The sequence below is a fragment of the Aquabacterium sp. genome, from assembly GCF_016195855.1.
Classification (GTDB): domain Bacteria; phylum Pseudomonadota; class Gammaproteobacteria; order Burkholderiales; family Burkholderiaceae_C; genus Aquabacterium.
The window spans coordinates 865,909-885,241 of record NZ_JACPYU010000003.1 but is presented as its reverse complement, the minus strand read 5'-3'; the positions used below and the strand labels follow the sequence as shown (position 1 = coordinate 885,241).

The 19,333-nt window shown below is 62.5% G+C and carries 15 protein-coding genes; 9 read left to right on the top strand and 6 right to left on the bottom strand.

Annotation, left to right across the window (positions count from 1 at the left end):
* Positions 1–34 precede the first annotated feature (34 nt).
* Positions 35–1,069 (bottom strand): AraC family transcriptional regulator, encoded by a 1,035-nt coding sequence (locus HY019_RS05435; protein ID WP_290688977.1) that lies wholly within the window; start codon positions 1,067–1,069, stop codon positions 35–37.
* A 134-nt stretch (positions 1,070–1,203) separates the two neighbouring features.
* On the opposite strand from HY019_RS05435, the gene HY019_RS05430 reads away from it, so the two are divergent.
* Positions 1,204–3,681, top strand: coding sequence for an alpha/beta hydrolase fold domain-containing protein (locus HY019_RS05430; protein ID WP_290688975.1), 2,478 nt, complete (start codon positions 1,204–1,206; stop codon positions 3,679–3,681).
* 76 nt (positions 3,682–3,757) lie between these two features.
* Entirely contained in the window at positions 3,758–4,675 is a 918-nt protein-coding gene (locus HY019_RS05425) for an alpha/beta hydrolase (protein WP_290688973.1), read from the top strand.
* 257 nt (positions 4,676–4,932) lie between these two features.
* Here the strand turns inward: HY019_RS05425 and HY019_RS05420 are convergent, their stop codons facing one another.
* Positions 4,933–5,301, bottom strand: a complete 369-nt coding sequence (locus HY019_RS05420) for a DUF1428 domain-containing protein (protein ID WP_290688972.1) — start codon at positions 5,299–5,301, stop codon at positions 4,933–4,935.
* A 301-nt stretch (positions 5,302–5,602) separates the two neighbouring features.
* Positions 5,603–6,406 (bottom strand): TetR/AcrR family transcriptional regulator, encoded by an 804-nt coding sequence (locus HY019_RS05415; protein ID WP_290688971.1) that lies wholly within the window; start codon positions 6,404–6,406, stop codon positions 5,603–5,605.
* Between the two features lie 133 nt (positions 6,407–6,539).
* Here HY019_RS05415 and HY019_RS05410 point away from each other — a divergent pair, with 133 nt between their 5' ends.
* Positions 6,540–7,547 carry a phytanoyl-CoA dioxygenase family protein gene (locus HY019_RS05410; RefSeq protein ID WP_290688969.1) on the top strand — a complete coding sequence of 336 codons (1,008 nt, stop codon included), beginning with the start codon at positions 6,540–6,542 and terminating at the stop codon, positions 7,545–7,547.
* Between the two features lie 15 nt (positions 7,548–7,562).
* Positions 7,563–8,618 (top strand): SMP-30/gluconolactonase/LRE family protein, encoded by a 1,056-nt coding sequence (locus tag HY019_RS05405; RefSeq protein WP_290688967.1) that lies wholly within the window; start codon positions 7,563–7,565, stop codon positions 8,616–8,618.
* A 277-nt stretch (positions 8,619–8,895) separates the two neighbouring features.
* On the opposite strand, the gene HY019_RS05400 is transcribed toward HY019_RS05405, so the two are convergent.
* Positions 8,896–9,378, bottom strand: coding sequence for a GreA/GreB family elongation factor (locus HY019_RS05400; RefSeq protein WP_290688965.1), 483 nt, complete (start codon positions 9,376–9,378; stop codon positions 8,896–8,898).
* A 205-nt stretch (positions 9,379–9,583) separates the two neighbouring features.
* On the opposite strand from HY019_RS05400, the gene HY019_RS05395 reads away from it, so the two are divergent.
* Entirely contained in the window at positions 9,584–10,636 is a 1,053-nt protein-coding gene (locus HY019_RS05395; RefSeq protein ID WP_290688963.1) for an amidohydrolase family protein, read from the top strand.
* Here HY019_RS05395 and HY019_RS05390 read toward each other — a convergent pair.
* Positions 10,613–11,314: a TetR family transcriptional regulator gene (locus HY019_RS05390; protein ID WP_290688961.1), complete on the bottom strand. Its 702-nt coding sequence runs from the start codon at positions 11,312–11,314 to the stop codon at positions 10,613–10,615. The two genes, HY019_RS05395 and HY019_RS05390, sit on opposite strands and share 24 nt — an antisense overlap.
* Positions 11,315–11,378: 64 nt before the next feature.
* The gene (locus HY019_RS05385; RefSeq protein WP_290688959.1) at positions 11,379–12,284 is read right to left on the bottom strand and encodes a LysR family transcriptional regulator; all 906 of its coding nucleotides are present in this window, start codon (positions 12,282–12,284) and stop codon (positions 11,379–11,381) included.
* Between the two features lie 118 nt (positions 12,285–12,402).
* On the opposite strand from HY019_RS05385, the gene HY019_RS05380 reads away from it, so the two are divergent.
* The 4 genes from HY019_RS05380 (at position 12,403) to HY019_RS05365 (ending at position 19,261) form a co-directional block, all read left to right on the top strand.
* Positions 12,403–13,221, top strand: a complete 819-nt coding sequence (locus HY019_RS05380; protein WP_290688957.1) for an alpha/beta hydrolase — start codon at positions 12,403–12,405, stop codon at positions 13,219–13,221.
* 92 nt (positions 13,222–13,313) lie between these two features.
* Positions 13,314–14,549: an efflux RND transporter periplasmic adaptor subunit gene (locus HY019_RS05375; protein WP_290688956.1), complete on the top strand. Its 1,236-nt coding sequence runs from the start codon at positions 13,314–13,316 to the stop codon at positions 14,547–14,549.
* Positions 14,550–14,567: 18 nt separating this feature from the next.
* Positions 14,568–17,753, top strand: coding sequence for an efflux RND transporter permease subunit (locus HY019_RS05370; RefSeq protein WP_290688954.1), 3,186 nt, complete (start codon positions 14,568–14,570; stop codon positions 17,751–17,753).
* A gap of 2 nt (positions 17,754–17,755) precedes the next feature.
* On the top strand, positions 17,756–19,261 hold the full coding sequence (locus HY019_RS05365) for an efflux transporter outer membrane subunit (RefSeq protein WP_290688953.1): 1,506 nt from the start codon (positions 17,756–17,758) through the stop codon (positions 19,259–19,261).
* Positions 19,262–19,333 lie beyond the last annotated feature (72 nt).

The following is a 19,333-nucleotide window of genomic DNA, read 5'->3' as shown; positions in this document are numbered from 1 at the left end:
AGATTGGTATGTGCCAAGCAAGGGCGCATGTCGATCATGATGCGCTGTCAAGAGCGCTGTATCGCCCCATACTCGGCGCAACACCGAACCACCTTTTGTAAGCCTGAGAGAAGCTGGACAGGTCACTGAAGCCCATGCGCTCGGCGATCTGGGTCAGCGACAACGTTTCATCCGCCAGCAACTCATTGGCCTGGCGGCCGCGCACTTCGGCCAGCAGCATCCTGTACGAAACGCCTTCATCTTGTAGCCGCCGTTTCAGTGTCCTGTCGCTGAGGCCCAGCGTGCGCGCAGCCTGGGGCAGGTCCGGCGTCATGTTGAGGGGGGCGGCAGCCAGATACTGGCGGACGCATTCGCCCGTACCCAAGCGGGCACGGCGGCGTTCCATCAATTCCTCGCAGGCTCGCTCGCACATGGCCACCGTGACTGGATTGGCTTGAGGCAGCCGCAGATCCAAGAGCTTGCGGTCAAATGACAAGCTGTTGCTGGCCGCACCGAACTCGGGGCGGACGCCTCCCATGCGCGGAAGGTCGGCCAACAAGGCTGAACCGGGCTGGATGGTGTGCTTGAGGGTGAACCGAGACAAGGTGAAGTCTGGTCCCAGCGTCTCTTTCATCAGCCGTGAAGCCGCTGCCACATCCCGCTCGACCAAAAAGCGCTGGACCGCAGGCTCGACGTCCGGCGCCTCGAACGTCACCGTGCACATCTCACCATCCAGCCCGCCCGAGATGCGGCAGAAGGCGAAGGTCAAAGGAATGAACCGCAAGGCAAGCGCCAAGGCATCGCCCGCCGTGGCGCTGCTGATCAAGCCCAGGCCCCACAGCCCGTATGACGCGAAGTTGTAGCGCATGCCGACTTCCAACCCCAGCCCCGGCTGCCTGCACGCGCGGATGAGGTTGCCCACCACACACAGTTCCTGACTGGCATCGAGTTCCATGGCCGGATCGGTCAGATCGATTTCGTTCAGGCGGGAGCGAACCAGGATCTTGGAGATGTCCAGCCCCTGCTCTTGGCCGAACTCAACCAAAAGCCGAACGCTCGCCGAACTGCGCTTGAAATCCCAAAAGCTCATGAAGGGTGAATACCAATGTGCGTGGCCCAAATCATAAAGCCTTTGTCCTTAGTCAACATTCTCAATGGCGGTGGTTTTGCGCATGATTCGCCCTCACAGAGCAGACCTTTCGTCGCATTTTTGGGCTTCATAACATGCAAAGCATCGGCTCGGACGCCAGCGCCACCTTTCACACCATCATCATCGGATCCGGCTTTGCGGGAATCGGGATGGCGGTCGCATTGAAGAAGGCCGGCCTTGGCGACTTCCTCATTCTTGAAAAGCAAAACGATGTCGGCGGCGTCTGGCGAGACAACACCTATCCAGGTGCCGCGTGCGACGTGCCGTCGCACTTGTATTCGTTCTCGTTCGAACCCAATCCAAATTGGTCCAGGGTCTTTGCACCGCAGGCCGAGATCCACCAATACCTGAAACACTGTGCCGAGAAATACGGCCTGCTGCCATCCATCCGCTTTGGCTGCGAGGTGGCTCAAGCCCACTACCACGAGGAACTCGCGCTGTGGACCGTGATCCTGGCCAACGGCCAGGTCCTGCAAGCCCGTTTTGTTGTCACGGCCACGGGGCAACTCAGCCGCCCCGTCTATCCCAAGCTGGAAGGCATGGAAAGCTTCCAGGGGCATGTCTGCCACTCCGCCCACTGGGACCACGGCCATGACCTGAAGGGCAAGCGCGTCGCGGTGGTCGGCACAGGGGCGTCGGCCATCCAGTTCGTGCCCGCCATTGTTGGCCAGGTGAGCAAGCTGACCGTGTTCCAACGCTCGGCCGCCTACATCCTGCCTCGCCCAGATGGGCCGTATGCGGGATGGCGCAAGGCCTTGTTCAAGATGGCGCCTTGGACCATGAAACTGCACAGAGCCCGTATCTATTCCCAATACGAAGGTCGGGCGGTCGGATTCACGCGCGTCAAGGCCTTGATGGATCTGGCGGTGGGCCTGCCGTTCAAGGCACTGCTGCATCGACAAGTGAAGGACGCCAGCCTGCGCGCCAAGCTGACGCCGGACTACCCCATCGGTTGCAAGCGCATCCTGCTGTCCAACGACTATCTGGCCACCATGGCCAAGCCCAACGTGAACGTGGTCACGCAGGGCATACGCCGCATCACGTCCGATGGCATCGAGACGGCAGATGGACAGCATCACACCGTGGACGCGATTGTCTACGGCACCGGCTTCGCGGCCACCGAATTCCTGGCACCCATGACGATCACCGGCCGGGATGGCATGGAGCTCAATGATGCGTGGCGCAAGGGCGCTCAAGCCTATCTGGGCATGACGGTTCCAGGCTTCCCCAATTTCTTCATGCTCTATGGCCCCAACACGAACCTGGGCCACAGCTCGATCATCTACATGCTCGAAAGCCAGATCGCACATGTGCTGAGGTGCATGAAAGCTGCTCACAAGGCCTGCGCGAACGCGGTTGAAGTCGATGCGCAACGCTACGCCAGCTTCAATGGCAAGGTGCAGGAACGCCTGGCCGCCACAGTATGGCAAGGCTGCAAGAGCTGGTACGTTGATGCGAACGGGCATAACAGCACCAACTGGCCGGGCTTCACCTTTGGATACCGTTGGCTCACGCGGTACTCGTCGCTCAACGCCTACAACTTCATCGAGCCTCGCCGCGGCGCTGGCAATGTGGTGCGGCATGCTGAACCGCCTGGCTTGCTGGAGTCTTTCAGGGCCAGCATGCTGAGGTCGCTCCTGCGCATGACGTTCAAGGCCTTCATTCGACCGCCCGTTGGGGTCGGTGCACAACGTCTCATCGTGAGCACCTTGTCGTACCTCATGCCCAGCGATCGACGCGTGCATATCGCGCGCCATGAGGTTGATGGCATGACCACGGAAGTGATCACCCCAAGACAAGCCCAAAAGAAGGGGGCAACGATTCTCTATTTGCATGGCGGGGGCTTTTGCGTGGGCAGCGCCCGAACGCATCGCAGCTTGACGACGCGCCTTGCCGCCACCGGCATGACGGTCTGGGTTCCGCAATACCGCCTCGCACCGGAACATCCTCAGCCTGCCGCTGTCGAGGACGCGCTGGCCTGCTATCGCACCTTGCTCAAGCGCGGTGTTGCGCCCCATCAGATCGTGGTGTGTGGTGATTCCGCTGGCGGCGGCCTGGCCCTGACATTGGCGCTGAGGCTGCGTGACACGGGCGAGCCCTTGCCCGCAGGACTGATGCTGCTGTCGCCCTTCCTGGACCCGACCTTGTCAGGGGGGACGATTCAATCCGCATCGGCGCTTGACCCCATGCTCAATGTGGCCTGGCTCAAACAAGCCGTGCGCTGGTATGAACCGGTCAAAGGATCGCACTTGCTGGAAGCGGATCTGCACGGCCTTCCCCCCATGCTGATTCAGGTGGGTGACGAGGAGGTGCTTGAGTCCGATTCGACCAGGTTGAATGCACGCGCGGCGCATTGCGGGGTACCTTGCAGGCTGGAGGTGTATGCAGGCCGTTGGCATGTGTTCCAGCTGCAAGCCGCATACCTTGCCTCTGCCACAAATGCGGTGAGCCGCCTGGCCACTTTCGCCGCTCAAAGAACGCAGTCGCAAGCACCTCGATATGCCTGGCACGAGGTCGAGGGCTGTCCCATCTCCAAGGCCATGGCGCTTTAACCGCACGCTCGCTTGCGTCACACGATGTGTGTGATGCAAGCGCCCATCTCACATCGCATTAATTTCGGAATCCCAAGTGAAGTCTCGCCGTTACCCCGATACCTCGCATGTGCGCCTGCGCGCAATCAAGTCCACTTTCACGGCGGAGGGCGCACTGTGCGGCGCCACACTATATGTGCCGCAAGATGCCGACCCCGATCAAGAGCTGGCCACCATCCTCATGCTGGGTGGCTGGGGCAGCATTCAGCGGGCGCTGACCTCGTCGTTCACTCACAGCTTTGTTGAGGCGGGCTTCGCCGTGATGGAGTTTGATTACCCAGGATGGGGAGACAGCGGCGGCTTCCCCAGACAGGGCATCAATCCGTGGCGTCGCACTCGCGTCGCTGATACCGCGCTTGCTCACCTGAAGTCCCACCCCATGGTGGCGGCGCACCAGATCACGCTGTGGGGCACATCCTTTGGCGGCGGGCATGTGGTGGATCTGGCATCTCAGCATCCTGAACTGAAGGGCGCCATCATCCAGGTGCCAATGCTCGATGGCCTGGCCGCGACGCTCGCCACGCCGCCTGTCAGGCTCATGAAGCTGATCGCTCTTGGCATGTGGGACCAGATCAAGCCTGGCGCGCAGATCTACGTTCCGACCTTGGCTCGCGAAGGCGAGTTCGCCACCATGGACCGCGATGGCGCCTGGGATGCCATGGAGATCGCACTGGCCGCCTGGAAGGACCGCAGCTACGACAACCGCGTTGCCGCGCAGTCTGTGCTCACCATGCCTTTCTATCGCCCGTGGCTGCGCCTGAAGGACGTCAAGATCCCCATGCTGATGATTGGCGCCATGGGGGACACCGTCGCGCCTTTCGTGTCCGACAAAGTCCGCCGCGTCGGAAACCCCAATGTGCAGGTGATCGAGATCGATGCCAATCATTTCGACCCCTACTTCGATCCGCTGTTTCCTGAAGTGCTGGCGCACCAGTTGAAGTTTCTTCACCGCTGACGTTTCACGGTGACCAGGAGGGAAAACCGATTCCCTCGTGAAAAATCGCCTTGACTGCGCCTGGCCGGGAGTGTGAAGCCACGCAGGGATTCGAGCGCCGACATACGGGGATGGCACGGAAAGGTCAACGGCGCTTGCGGGTCCCGGGGTGAGCGCCTTGCACGATGTCCCAGAGCCACCGGCCTGCGGGCATACCGTTTGCGCCAGATGCCCACCGTGACGCATGAAGCGTCTAGAGGCGTCGTCGCCCCCGTCGCTCAGGCCTTCACTTCGACCACCTGTTCGAAGCCGCCGAAGATCATGCGTTTGCCGTCGAAGGGCATGGGCGGGTTGCCAGGTGTGGACGGATCCATGCGCGGGTCTTCCATCATCTGCTTCATGCCCGCGTCGCGCGTGGCCTTGTCAGGCCATTCGACCCACGAAAAAGCCACCGTCTCCTCGGCCGTGGCCTGGACTGCCCGGCGGAAATCGGTGACTTTGCCGTCGGGGACATCGTCGCCCCAACCTTCGATCACACGGATCGCGCCCAGCTCGATGAACATCGAGTCGAAATGGCGCGCGTGGTCGATGAACTTCTGCTTGTTGGCGGTGGGGACCGCGATCACAAAACCATCGATGTATGACATGTCTTCGCTCCTGTTAAGTTGAACGGTGGGCGCGCCCGCCTGAGGGCACCTCGTATCCCTTCGACGAACGACGGGAAGCCAAATCGACATAGCGTGCCTGGCAGGTGGACGTGTGCCCTGCAGCGCCGCTGCAGAATGCCCGCCGGGTTAGCCGCCGCCAGCTCCCGCAGCATAGACGCCTTGGCCTCATCGTTCGCGCTGGAGCAGACCATCAATGTCAGCGTCAGGCTGATCTGCGGCATTCTCACGCTGTGCCTGTATGGCTCCTACGGTCAACAGCGGACATTCACCGCCGCAGAGATCACGAGTCAGGCCGCATGCCGACTGAGAGTGGATTGGCCGGCAAATCGACCACAGGCAGTGGGCGACTGGCAATCGTCCAAGCTTCTGCCCAAGGCAGGCCTAGCGTCACCAACAAGGTGGCTGAAATCTTTTCAGGCAGATCGTCGGGCGAACCAAAAGGGTCGTCTGCATGCTCGGACACGGTGACCTCAGCCATGAGTCCACCCAGTATGGTGCTCCCCACAGCGACCACCAGGCTCGCAAGGTCGTGGCAGACAAAGCGCTTGGCCTCAATGCCTGTCATCACGTCTCTGAGCAGATAGCGCCCGAGGCCTGCATGCAGGCTATCGCGATTGAAATTGGTGGCCAGCACAAACTTGCCCCACACGGGATCGGCCCTTCCGTGCCGCATCGTGTAGCGCGCGGATGCCGCGATCTTCTCGGCCGGGTCCGCTACCTGTTCGCCCAGCTTGTCGAGCGCCGCGGCATAGTGCTCGATCAACTCCTCCTTCAAGTTCTGGAAGATCGCTTCTTTGGACGGGAAGTAGTTATAGAACGAGCCAAAACCGACATCCGCCGCATTGGTGATGTCTTGAATGGCCACCCCGTCCAGCCCCTTGGCCGACATGAGCTGCAAAGCGGCACGCATCAGTTTGAAGCGCGTCTCCTGTCGCCGCTTGTCCTGGCGCGTTGTTGCAGCGCCGACCGACTCACGACCGGCTTCGTCGGTCTGCTTCGCTTTCCCGACTTTCAGCGCGTCCCTCGTCCGTTTGGAAGGGGCGTTGGCAATTCCTGAAGGCATTGATTTCTTGAGAGGAGGCATGACCGGAGTGAGGTGAAAGCGGCGACTACTGCCCAAGACTAACAGCAGCCCACAACCTGGCGCAAACCCTATATTGCGATAAAACTGATGAATATATCATTAACGATGATGCAATCAACTTATCGAGGTTTTCATGGGTTTTCCTGCTTTTCCCTCACGTCAACTCACAGCCGAAGAACTCCGGTGCTACGACGAGGATGGGGTCATCATGCTCAAAGGTGCGCTGGACAAGAACTGGGTGGAGATGGTGGAGCGAGGTGTTGAAGAGGCCCGCAACGCCCAATCTGTGACAGGCAAGTTCATGTCCCGCAAGACAGAGGGCTACAAGATGGACATCTTCTTGTGGAAGCGTATCGACGTGCTGCGCGACCTGATCTACTACGGCCCCTTTGCCCGGTGGGCCAAGGACTTGATGAGGTCCGAAGAGGTCCGCTTCTTTTATGACCAGATGTTCATCAAGGAACCGGGCACGGATGCGCCTACCCCTTGGCACCAGGACTTGACCTTCTGGCCCATTCGCGGCGAACAGATCACCTCGTTCTGGATCCCCTTGAATCCGGTGACGACCGAAAACAGCGGGCTGTTGTATGTGAAGGGTTCACACAAGTGGCCGCAACGCTTCAAGGCCTTGTCACCCGACTATGTGGCCGCGCTGATCGATGAAAAGGCAGACGACATTCCCGACATCAACGCCAACCCGGACCAGTACGACCTGCTCCACTGGGACATGGAACCGGGCGACATCCTGATGTTTCACCCCCTCACGCTGCACGGCTCGTTTGGCAACAAGTCCCGCACGACACCGAGGCGCGCGCTGGCGCTGCGCTGGACTGGCGATGACGTGACCTACGAGCCTGGCGCCAAGCGCATGCCTATTCACTTCCGACATGACGCCCAGCCTGGTGGTCCATTGAAAGGCGCGGCATTCCCGATCATCCTGCCGCACCATGATCCCGCAGAGCGTGCAGCGCGCGTGCAGATCGAACATGAGCAACCGCACAAGATGATTGGCTCGGCGATCCACAACGCCGTCTCCGCCGTCAAGCTGGAACTGAGCGGCAACAAGTCGACCATTGCGCCGCGCCAGACCTGGGGCGATCCCTCGAAGATCGGGCCGGCAGCGAATCAACAGACGAAGTAACCAGGGGCCTCTCAGATGCGAAAGATCTTTGTCGCCGCAGCGGCAGGCACAGCGCTGCTGGCGTACTTCAGCCTTTGGCCCGTGGACATCGCGCCCGTTGGCTGGGAACCGCCTGCCCAGGCACCATCCACTGCCGTTACCAAAGGCAGTCTGGCCTCAATCGAACGCATGGCCGCGAATCAGGGCACAGGACCGGAGGGCATATCACTGGATGCCAGCGGTCGGGTCTATGCTGGCTACCTGGATGGGCGTGTGGTGCGCTTCTCAAGTGATGGCCAACATGTCGATGTTCTGGCCAACACAAGGGGCCGCCCATGGGGAACATACGCTTCTGCAGATGGTCAGAGCGTGCTGGTGGCAGACGCCATCAAAGGGCTTCTGAACATCGAGGGAGGCCGTGTCAGCACGCTGGCAACGCAAGCGGAAGGTATTCCCTTTCGCTTGACCGATGATGTTGTTCAAGGCCCCTCACGCAAGATCTACTTCTCCGATGCATCGTCCAAATTCGGCATCGACAAGATGATGTCGGACGTGTTCGAGCACGGCGCGAACGGGCGCTTGCTGCAATACGATCCTGTCAGCAGGAAAGTCACCGTTCTGATGAAGGGACTGCATGTCGCCAACGGTGTCGCGTTGGCGCCTGATGAGAGCTACATCCTCGTGTCGGAAACCTTGTCCTACCGCGTCTGGCGCTATTGGTTGAAGGGCGCCAAAGCCGGCCAGAAAGAGGTCTTCATCGACAACCTGCCCGGCTTTCCTGACAACATCAGCTTCAATGGTCGAGACGGATACTGGCTAGCTTTGTATGCGCCCAGAGATGCCTTGCTGGATGCGTTGCTCCCGTATCCTGCACTGCTCAAGGCGGCCTATCGCATCCCTCAGGCGCTTCAGCCGAAGGCGAAAAAAGTGGCGCATGTGCTGAGGCTCGACATGAATGGCAAGGTGCAGGTCGATCTGCAAGACGATCAACCCACCGCTTACGCGCCCATCACCAGCGTGCGGGAATTCGACGGCACGCTCTATTTCGGCAGCATCGAGTATCCGGCTGCAGGCCGCATGCGTTTGCCATAGAGCCGCATGTGCTAAACCGCGGGTGGTCGAGCAGTATGAATACCACCTGTGAAGTCGTACGGCTGCAGCACCAAGTACAGCGACCATTCTTGCGCTCCTGTGGCCAGGCTCCAGGTCAGCTTCATGGCTCTAAGCGGACATACGCAGCCGAGTGCCACTGACGACAATCGCTACAAAGTGGCCATCTGCAAGGTCGGCTTAGCTTCAGTTTGGGTGCCGCCCCAGGTGATTCGACACAAAATGTCGACCCCGCCTCAAAGCTGAACTTGCTGGCCGCTCAATCAACCCGCAGCACTTCGAACTGTTGTCGGACTGGCGCGACTTGTATCGACACGTCATCACCCTCGCATTTACCCAGCAGGGCCATGCCAAAAGGTGATGCGCAGCTGATGACCTGCACGATCTGTGCGCCACTGACCAGCTTCATGCTGCCCCCATCCGGGCCGAGAAAGAGCTGTTGCTGCTTGTCGTCGGCGTCTATCAGGCAGACCAGCGCGCCGATCTGTATGCCTTTGCTGGCGTCGTAGGGGCTCGGGCGGAACTGGCGCCAGGTGGCCATCGCCTGGCGGATGGCTTCGGCGCGACGAGCCTGGCCGGTGGCCAGGTAGGCGGCTTCGAGTCCCAAGGTGTCGTATTTGTTTTCGGCGATGTTCTCTTCGTGAGTCGCCGTTTCATGGGCCATCCGAGCTGCCTGTTCGATCTGCTGCAGGTCTTCGGCGAGCCGTTCCAGCACCTGCTGTTGCAGCAAGAGTTTATCCATGATGACAGGCGAGTATCTCGAACAAGCGGGAGGAGGCCTTGATTATGAAGGGCGTGTACGGCAGCCTGGGCTTGGACATGGTGAAAGCCCGAGGTGCCATTCTGGCCAAGATGTGTACATTTGGTCGCATCTTGTCAGCGCGCTAGTCAGCGTCACCACCATGGCCTCCGACCGACACATCAACGCAACAGATCGCCGCAGTCTCGTGAAATCCGCCCTGGGGCTGGGTGTCATGGCCGTCGGCGGTTTGACGCCCCTCATGGGCAGGGCTGCCGCGGCGCCATCGCGCATTGACGTGCATGCCCACCTCATTCCTGACTTCTACAGGCAGGCGATGACGGACTACAACGTGGCAGGTGATGGCGGCATCCCTGTCCCTTCCTGGTCGCCTGGTGCCGCCGTGAATTTCATGGACAAGTTCGGCATCCAGGCGCAGGTGGTGTCGCTGTCGGAGCCGGGCTTCGCATTCCTGCCCGATCTCGCTTCGCGCACGCAAATGGCGCGGCAAATCAACGACTACATCCGTGACGGTCTCATCAACGTGTCGTCCGCCTCGCAGCTCTATCGACGCTTTGGCGGCTTTGCGTCCTTGCCTCTGGGTGACCCCGACAACCCCAGTGAAGTGGCCGCAGCCTGTGCTGAAGCCGTACGGGCCATCACCACGCTGGGGCTGGACGGCATTGGCCTGTACTCCAGCTACAAAGGGATCTACCTGGGGGACCCGAGGCTGGACCCGTTGATGAGGACCTTGAACGAGCTGTGCGCCTATGTGTTCATTCATCCTGTGGCACCGCCTGTGCGCCCGGATTTGTCCATGCCGAACTTCGTCCTGGACTTCCCCTTCGAAACCACACGCGCGGTGACCAACCTGCTCTACAAGGGCATCTTCCTGAGGTATCCCTTCATTCGCTGGCAGGCTGCGCATGCGGGCGGCACCATCCCGTTCCTGTCGTACCGCAGTGCTTTGCTGGCCCTCAACTTGAACCCCAGGAACAGCGCCTATTCCCGGCTCTTCTATGACACGGCCTTGTCGGCTGCACCGCCTGCGATGGCAGCGGTCCGCAAAGTGACCGAGGTCAGCCACATCTTGCTGGGCACGGACTATCCCTACGCGGGCATGGTTTACGCGCTCAAATTGCCTGGCGATCCCAATTCGGAGTTGAACGATACGTTCACGCCATCGGAGCGCCAGCAGGTTGACCGAGCCAATGCGCTGGCGCAACTGCCGCGCCTGTCAAAGCGACTTGGCCTGGGCTAGCGGCAGCGTCGTCTTGTCGCCGGACAGCATCGCCGCTCCCGCCAGGCACCAGGCGAAGATCAATTCGGCCTCGGCCAGAAGGGCTTCTCGGCGTTCAGGGGCCTCGATGTATGACAGACACAACTCGAAGGTTTGCTGGACGATGATCCTCAGCGCCAGATCCAGTTTGTCTGGCGGCAACGGGGGCAGACGCCCTGCGGCGCCCAGATCGCTGCGCATATCTGCCAGGATCTGATGCGTCCCTTGTTCGATGGCGGCTCTGGCGGGGCCCAAGGGGCCATGTCGTTCACGCATGGCCACCACAAAACAATCTTTGTTGGCCAAGGCAAAGTCCAGCAGCCAGCTGACCACCGTGCGCGATGACAGTTCATCGGGGGGCACCTGGCTGCGTGCCTGGCGCAAGCCGTTGCGAAGCGCCAGGTTGAACTCCCCGATGAGCGTGGGCATCATGTCACCCACACTCGGGAAATGCCGGTAGATCGAGTTGTGGCTCATGCCCGCCTCTTTCGCCAGCTCGCGCAGCGTCAAGCGCGCGCTCCCCTCTCTGGCCACCAGGCGTGCGACTGCATCCAGCAGCTTGCGTCGACCTTGACCGTACTCCGTTTTGAAAGACGGATTGGCAGCGCCTGCCGGCGGTTTCGATGGTGGCTTGCTGATGGACTGCCCGTTCTTTGACATGCCAGGGATTCTAGGATTGTTCACAAAGGCGGCGTCTGCTGCAGGTTGACGGTCTGTTCTTCCGTCAAATGCGCCGCAGGCCCGGCGTGTTCTCGAACACTTCAGCGGCCCACTCCACGAAGACCTGCACCTTGGTAGACAGGTGGCGGTTCGAGGGATAGAGCACGTGCACAGGCAGGGCATCGGTGCCCCAGTCCGCCAGGACCTGCACGAGCTTGCCGTAGCGCTCGTAGAGCTGAAAGGCGTAGCTGGGAATCTGGCCGATGCCGACCCCGGCCACGCAGGCGTCGCGGTAGACATTGGAATCGTTGATGGCCAGACCGCCTACCAGTGCCAGCTCGAGCCGCTCCTCGCCCTTGACGAACTCCCAATGGTGGATGCGGCCCTGCACGAAGTAGTTGATCCAGCGGTGCTGGAAAAGATCGTTGGGATGCAGCGGCAAGCCGTGCTCGGCCAGATAGCGTGGCGACGCACAGGTCACGAAGTGCATCGAGCCGATACGGCGCGCCACCAGCGACGGGTCGCTGACCTCGCCGACGCGCACGACGCAGTCGACGCCTTCACTGATCATGTTGATGGGGCGGTCGGTGCAGCCCAGTTGCAGCGCGATGCCCGGGTAGCGCTTGAGGAAGTCGGGCAGGTGGTCCTGCATGAGCATGCTGGCCATGCTGGTGGTCATGTCGACCTTGAGCGTGCCTTCGGGCTCGCGGTGGCGTGAGGACAGCGATTCGTCGGCCTCGCGCAGGTCGTCGAGGATGCGCACGCAGCGCTCGTAATAGGCCGCGCCGTCGGCCGTGACCGTGACCCGCCGCGTCGTGCGGTGCAGCAGGCGCACGCCGAGCTGGCCCTCCAGGTCCTGGATCAGGGTCGAGACGGTGGCCTTGGGCGTCAGCAAGGACTCGGCCGCCTTGGAGAAGCCGCCCGTGTCGACCACCCGCACAAAGGCTTCCATGGCTTTGATTTTGTCCATTGTTCAAGAATCTGAACAGTCATTTCGATTTATCGGAGTTTATGAAGAAATGGCAAATCAATACAGTAGAGCTTCGTAAAGCCCTTTCCATGTGACGACATGACTGTCTGACCAGGCCATGAACCCGACCGACACCTCTCCCGGGCCCGACGACCTGCTTGAATGGCAGGGGCACAGCGGTCCGCTGCAACTGCGCCTCTACCGGGGAGGCGTGACGCAGGCTGAGGCATTGGTGGTGTTCTTTGCCCCAGGTGGTTTTGTGGTCGACGAGCTCGATGAAGCCGATGGCTGTCTGCGCGTGCTGGCCAATGCCTGTGCCGTGAACATCCTGGCGCCCCGCTATGCCCTGGCACCTGAACGTCCTTTCCCGGCCGCCGTGGAGGACGCACACAGCGTGCTGATGCAGGTGGGCAAGCAGCGTCGCCAGCTCGGATGGTCGGGGCGACGCCTCTATGTGGGCGGTGTGGAAGCGGGTGGCAATCTGGCGGCGGTATCGGCGCTGGTGAGCCGGGATCGGCGCGGGCCTGGACTGGCCGGGCAGATCCTGATCATGCCCATGCTGGACGCGAACTTGCGGTGTCCGTCGATGCAGTGTGCGATGGGCGATCCCAGCAAGCGGGATATGGTGGAGGCCGTGACCCAGGCCTACCGCCGTTACCTGCCGCACCCCGCCGACCGTCTGCATCCCTACGCCAGTCCATTGAATGCCAGTCGGCTGTCAGGTCTTCCGCCTTCGCTCATCATGCACACGGAGGGAGATCCGCTGTCCGACGAGGCTTTGGCCTATGCCGCGAAGTTGCGGCAGGCCGGTAATGAAGTCCATGAGGTGGCTTTGCCGCCACCGCCCGAGCTGCACGACAACAAAGACCGCTGCGAACTCACGTCCGACGACCCTTGTGTCCTGGCGATGAAACGCTTCCTGGTCCCCGCTGCTTGATCTTTTGCTCCCCAGGCTGATCGCGCCCCACCGTGTCCGGGGCGCGACGGTGCCGTTTCGTCTGCATTTTTTCCGCGTCCGAGGTAACTGTCATGAACCTGAACAACCTGTCATCCCTGTTACGCCCGCTTGCCGCGGGATTCCGTCTGTCGCATGCGTCCCGTTCGGCCTGGTTGCTGGGCTCCCTGGTGTCGCTGGCTGTGATCGGTTCATTGGCCGGTTGTGGGCAGGGACAAGATGCGCATGCCGCCCCGGCCCCCGGTGGTGCGCCGCCCGCCATGCCTGTGAGCGTGGCCGAGGTCATCGCGCGCCCCGTGGCCGAGCTGCGCGAGTTCTCCGGGCTCGTCGAGGCCATCGACAAGGCCCAGGTGCGCCCGCGTGTGGCGGGCACGCTCGACAGCGTGCGCTTTCAGCCAGGCAGCCTCGTCAAGAAGGGCGAGGTGCTCTTCGTGATCGACCCGCGTCCGTATCAGGCCGAGATGGCGCGGCTGGAGGCCGCGGTGGCGAGCTCCAAGGTCAAGCTGGCGCTGGCGCAGACCGAGCTGGCACGCTCCAAGCGCCTGCTCGATGACAACGCGATCGCCCAGCGCGACTACGACGAGCGCTCGGCCAATGCGCGCCAGCTCGAGACGGCCGTGCTGGCCGATCAGGCTGCGCTGCAGACCGCACGGCTCAATCTGGAATGGACCAGCGTGCGTGCGCCCTTTGACGGCCGCGTGGGCAAGGCCGAGGTCACCGCGGGCAACCTGGTGGACGGCAACACCGTGCTGACCACGGTCGTGTCGGCCAACCCCATGTATGTGAGCTTCAATGGCGACGAGTCCATGTACCTGCAGGTGGGCAAGCTCGTGCGCAGCACGCCGGGTGCGCTCAAGCTGCATGTGGGCCTGGCCAATGAGCAGGGCTTCCCGCATGAGGGGCGCCTTGAGTTCGTCGACAACCAGATTGACCCGCAGGCCGGTAGCGTGCGCATGCGCGCCGTGGTCGACAACAAGGATGGCTTGCTGACGCCGGGCCTGTTCGCCAAGGTCCAGCTGGGTGCGGATACGCACAACGGTGCGGCGTCGCCGCTGGTGCTGGAGCGGGCCGTCGGCACGGACCAGAACCGCAAGTTCGTCTATGTGGTGTCGGCTGCCAACCAGACCGAGTACCGCCCGGTGCAGCTGGGGACGAGCGTGGGCGAGTTGCGCGTGGTGCTGTCGGGCCTGAAGCCGGGTGAGCGCGTGGTCGTCGATGGCCTGCAGCGCGTGCGCCCGGGGGTGCCGGTGGCGCCGCAGGTGGTGCCCATGGATGCGCCCGCAGCGTCGGCTTCGGCCGCCAAGCCCTAATCCCCACGGAGTGAGGACATGAACATATCCAGAACCTTTGTGGACAGGCCGATCTTCGCGGCCGTGCTGTCCATCTTCATCTTCATCGCGGGGTTGATCGCGATCTTTCGTCTGCCGGTCTCCGAGTATCCGGAGGTGGTGCCACCCTCGGTCGTGGTGCGCGCGCAGTTTCCGGGCGCGAACCCCAAGGTGATCGCCGAGACCGTGGCCGCGCCACTGGAGGAGCAGATCAACGGCGTCGAGAACATGCTCTACATGTCCTCGCAAGCGACCACCGATGGTTCGCTGACGCTGACGGTCACCTTCAAGATCGGCACGAACGTCGAGCAGGCCGAGACGCAGGTGCAGAACCGTGTGCAGCGCGCTTTGCCGCGACTGCCCGAAGAAGTGCGCCAGATCGGCGTGACGACGGTCAAAAGCTCGCCCAATCTGACGCTGGTCGTGCACTTGCTCTCGCCCAAGGGCACGTATGACGATGTCTATCTGCGCAACTACGCGACGCTCAATGTGAAGGACCGCCTGGCGCGTCTGCCCGGCATGGGCGACGTGCAGATCTTCGGTGCCGGCGACTACGCCATGCGCGTGTGGCTGGACCCCCAGAAGGTGGCGCAGCGCGGGTTGACAGCCGGCGATGTGGTGGCGGCGATCCGCGAGCAGAACGTGCAGGTGGCCGCCGGCGTGGTGGGGGCACCGCCCGACACCAAGGCTCCGTTCCAGCTGTCCGTGAATGCATCCGGTCGCCTGAGCACGGAAGAGGAGTTCGGCAACATCATCGTCAAGACGAGTGCCGACGGTGGCGTGACGCACCTGCGTGACGTGGCCCGCATCGAGCTGGGTTCGAACCAGTACGCACTGCGCTCGCTGCTCAACAACAAGCCGGCCATCGGCATGGGCATCTTCGAGGCGCCCAATTCGAACGCGCTGCAGTTGTCCGCCGATGTGCGCAAGGCCATGGACGAACTCAAGAAGGACTTCCCGGCCGACGTCGACTACACGATCGTGTACGACCCGACGCAGTTCGTGGGCGACTCCATCAAGGCCGTGATCAAGACGCTGACCGAGGCCGTGGCCCTGGTCGTGCTGGTCGTGATCGTGTTCCTGCAGACCTGGCGCGCTTCGCTGATCCCGCTGCTGGCCGTGCCTGTGTCCATCGTGGGGACGTTTGCCGTGCTGCTGGGCTTTGGCTTCTCGATCAACACGCTGTCGCTGTTCGGCCTCGTGCTGGCCATCGGCATCGTGGTGGACGATGCCATCGTGGTGGTCGAGAACGTCGAGCGCAACATCGCCAATGGCTTGAGTCCGCGCGACGCGACCATCCAGGCGATGAAGGAAGTGTCCGGGCCCATCATCGCGATCGCGCTGGTGCTGTGCGCGGTGTTCGTGCCCATCGCCTACGTGTCGGGCCTCACAGGCCAGTTCTATCGCCAGTTCGCGCTGACGATCGCGATCTCGACCGTGATCTCGGCCTTCAACTCGCTGACGCTGTCGCCGGCTTTGGCCGCCACGCTGCTCAAGCCGCATGACGCGCCCAAGGACGCCTTGTCGCGCCTGATGGACAAGGTGCTCGGCGGTTTCTTCAAGCGCTTCAACCGCGTGTTCGACCGGGCTTCGCACAACTACCAGGGCGGTGTCCGTGGCACGCTGAGCCACAAGGCCGCGACCATGGGCGTCTACCTGCTGCTGTGCGTGGCGGCGTTCTTCGTGTTCAGGCAGGTGCCTTCGGGCTTCGTGCCGGCACAGGACAAGCAGTACCTGGTGGGCTTCGCGCAGCTGCCTGATGCCGCCTCGCTGGAGCGCACGGACGCCGTGATCCGTCGCATGTCGGACATCGTGAAGTCGGTGCCGGGCGTGAAGGAATCGGTGGCCTTCCCGGGTCTGTCGATCAACGGCTTCACGAATGCGCCCAACGCCGGCATCGTGTTCTACACGCTCGATGACTTCAAGAACCGCAAGGACCCGTCGCTGTCGGGCGGTGCCATTGCGGCCGAGGTCAACAAGCGCCTGGGCGCGATCCAGGACGCCTTCATCATGGTCTTCCCGCCGCCTTCCGTGAATGGCCTGGGCACCATCGGCGGCTTCAAGCTTTTCGTCGAGGACCGCGGCAACGTGGGCTACGACGAGCTCTACAAGGGCGTGCAGGCCTTGCAGATGAAGGCCTGGCAGACCCCGCAGCTCGCTGGTGTGTTCAGCAGCTACCAGATCAATGTGCCGCAACTCTTTGCCGACGTGGACCGCACGAAGGCCAAGCAGATGGGCGTGCCGCTGGGCAGCATCTTCGACACGCTGCAGATCAACCTGGGCTCGCTCTATACGAACGACTTCAACAAGTTCGGTCGGACCTTCCAGGTCGTCGTGCAGGCCGATGCGCCTTTCCGCAGCAACGCGGAAGCCATCTCGCAACTCAAGGTGCGCAGCAACTCGGGTGAGATGGTGCCGCTGGGCAGCCTGATGAAGGTGTCGGATTCGTATGGCCCGGACCGCGTGCAGCGTTACAACGCCTATGTGGCGGCTGACATCAACGGTGGTCCTGCGCCGGGGGTCTCCTCGGGCCAGGCCCAGGCCATCATGGAGAAGATCGCCGCGGAGACCTTGCCCAAGGGCGTGAACTTCGAGTGGACCGACCTGACTTATCAGGAGATCCTGGCCGGCAACACGATGATCTATGTGTTCCCGCTGTGCGTGCTGCTGGTCTTCCTCGTGCTGGCCGCGCAGTATGAAAGCTGGACACTGCCGCTGGCCGTGATCCTGATCGTGCCGATGTCCATCCTGTGTGCCCTGATCGGTGTGTGGCTCACGCATGGTGACAACAACATCTTCACGCAGATCGCGCTGTTCGTGCTGGTGGGCCTGTCGGCGAAAAATGCAATCCTGATCGTGGAGTTCGCCCGCGAGCTGGAGCTCCATGGCCGCTCGACCGTCGATGCCGCACTGGAGGCCTGCAAGTTGCGTCTGCGTCCGATCCTGATGACCTCGATCGCCTTCATCATGGGGGTGGTGCCGCTTGTCTTCTCGACGGGTGCGGGCGCTGAGATGCGCCATGCCATGGGCGTGGCCGTGTTCTCGGGAATGCTGGGCGTGACACTGTTCGGCCTCTTCCTGACGCCTGTGTTCTATGTGCTGCTGCGCAAACTGGCCATTCGCCTCGAAGGTGATCGCCACAAGGCGCCCGCAACGATCGCAACCGAACTCACTGGTGAGGTGTGAACATGTCGACACCCCGTATCAAACGAACAAGCCTGATCCTCGCGCCATTGATGGCTGCGCTGGTGATGGCCGGCTGCTCGACGGCGCCTGCCACGCCCGAGGCGCACATCACGGTGCCTGAGCAGTTCAAGGAAGCCGCTGTGGCGCAAGGCAGCTGGAAGTCGGCACAGCCCGCCGAGAGCCAGCCGCGCGGTCAATGGTGGCTGGCTTTCAATGACCCGACGCTCAATCAGCTGCAGCAGCAAGCGCAAGAAGCCAGCCCCACGCTGGCAGCCGCCGCAGCCCGGCTGAAGGCCGCACGCGCTTCGCTGGATGTGAGCCGCGCCGACCGCTGGCCGCAGCTCAACCTCCAGGCCGGCGCGACCCGGGCCAAGTACAGCCCGGCACAACAAGGCCAGGCGTCGGGGACCAATCTGCCGCCAGCCACCGTCTGGAACGCCGGCCTGGGTGCCAGCTATGAGGTCGACCTGTTCCAGCGCGTGGCCAACAGCGTCAACGCTGCCCAGGCCGATGCGCAGGCCAGCGAAGCCACCTATCGCTCGGTGCTGCTGGCCTTGCAGGGCGATGTCGCACAGGCCTATTACCAGCTGCGCATGCGAGATGCCGAAGTGGCCTTGTTGCAAAACACGCTGGCCTCGCGTGAGCAGACCTTGCACCTGATCGAGCGTCGGCAGGCCGCAGGTGATGTCTCCGAGCTGGACGTGACGCGCGCCCGCACCGATACGTCGACCACGCGTGCCGAGCTGCAAGGCCTGCAGGGCCAGCGTGCCGCGGCCGAGCATGCGCTGGCCTTGCTGCTGGGCCGGGTACCCTCGACCTTCCACTTCGCGTCATCACCCTTGATGCCCGATGTGCAGATGCCGCAGGTGCCTGCCGGCCTGCCATCGGCCTTGTTGGAGCGCCGCCCCGACGTGGCTGCCGCACAGGCCAGCATGATGGCTTCGACGGCTCGCGTAGGACAGGCCCGTTCCGCGCGCTTCCCGGCGCTGACGCTCACGGCGCAAGGCGGTTATGCCTCGTATGAACTCAAGGACCTGTTCGACTGGAGTGCACGTTCGTGGCTGAGCAGCCTGGTGATGTCATTGCCCTTGTTCGACGGTGGCCGCAACGCCGCCCATGTCGCCCGCGCTGAAAGCCTGCTGGACGAGTCGGTCGCCGACTACCGGATGGCTGTACTGAACGCATTTGGCGATGTCGAAGACAAGCTCTCCAGCCTGGGGGCTGTGCGTGCGCAGTCGGAGTCGCTGGATGTGGCTTTGGTGGCGGCGCGACGTTCGGCCGACCTTGCAGACAAGCGCTACAAGGCTGGCGAGGACAGCTTCCTCACCTTGCTCGACACCCAGCGCAGTCTGCTGGCCATCGAGCGCCAGGCCGTGCAACTGCGCGGCGCATGGGCGGCCTCGACCGTTGGCCTGATCCGGGCGCTCGGTGGCGGCTGGTCCGATTCGCCACGCGACAAGGACGAGCCCAAGGTGGCGGCATCGGCGCAGGTGGCCGCCGCTCACTGATCGCTGGATGGCACCATGTCCAACGAGCCGATCGAGCCCCTCCATGAAGGGGCTCTCTGGAGCCCGCCGTGC

Coding starts and splice junctions, on each gene's coding strand:
- HY019_RS05435 (WP_290688977.1), bottom strand. CDS start 1,069: ATGAGCTTTTGGGATTTCAAGCGCAGTTCGGCGAGCGTTCGGCTTTTG.
- HY019_RS05430 (WP_290688975.1), top strand. CDS start 1,204: ATGCAAAGCATCGGCTCGGACGCCAGCGCCACCTTTCACACCATCATC.
- HY019_RS05420 (WP_290688972.1), bottom strand. CDS start 5,301: ATGTCATACATCGATGGTTTTGTGATCGCGGTCCCCACCGCCAACAAG.
- HY019_RS05415 (WP_290688971.1), bottom strand. CDS start 6,406: ATGCCTCCTCTCAAGAAATCAATGCCTTCAGGAATTGCCAACGCCCCT.
- HY019_RS05410 (WP_290688969.1), top strand. CDS start 6,540: ATGGGTTTTCCTGCTTTTCCCTCACGTCAACTCACAGCCGAAGAACTC.
- HY019_RS05405 (WP_290688967.1), top strand. CDS start 7,563: ATGCGAAAGATCTTTGTCGCCGCAGCGGCAGGCACAGCGCTGCTGGCG.
- HY019_RS05400 (WP_290688965.1), bottom strand. CDS start 9,378: ATGGATAAACTCTTGCTGCAACAGCAGGTGCTGGAACGGCTCGCCGAA.
- HY019_RS05390 (WP_290688961.1), bottom strand. CDS start 11,314: ATGTCAAAGAACGGGCAGTCCATCAGCAAGCCACCATCGAAACCGCCG.
- HY019_RS05385 (WP_290688959.1), bottom strand. CDS start 12,284: ATGGACAAAATCAAAGCCATGGAAGCCTTTGTGCGGGTGGTCGACACG.
- HY019_RS05380 (WP_290688957.1), top strand. CDS start 12,403: ATGAACCCGACCGACACCTCTCCCGGGCCCGACGACCTGCTTGAATGG.
- HY019_RS05375 (WP_290688956.1), top strand. CDS start 13,314: ATGAACCTGAACAACCTGTCATCCCTGTTACGCCCGCTTGCCGCGGGA.
- HY019_RS05370 (WP_290688954.1), top strand. CDS start 14,568: ATGAACATATCCAGAACCTTTGTGGACAGGCCGATCTTCGCGGCCGTG.
- HY019_RS05365 (WP_290688953.1), top strand. CDS start 17,756: ATGTCGACACCCCGTATCAAACGAACAAGCCTGATCCTCGCGCCATTG.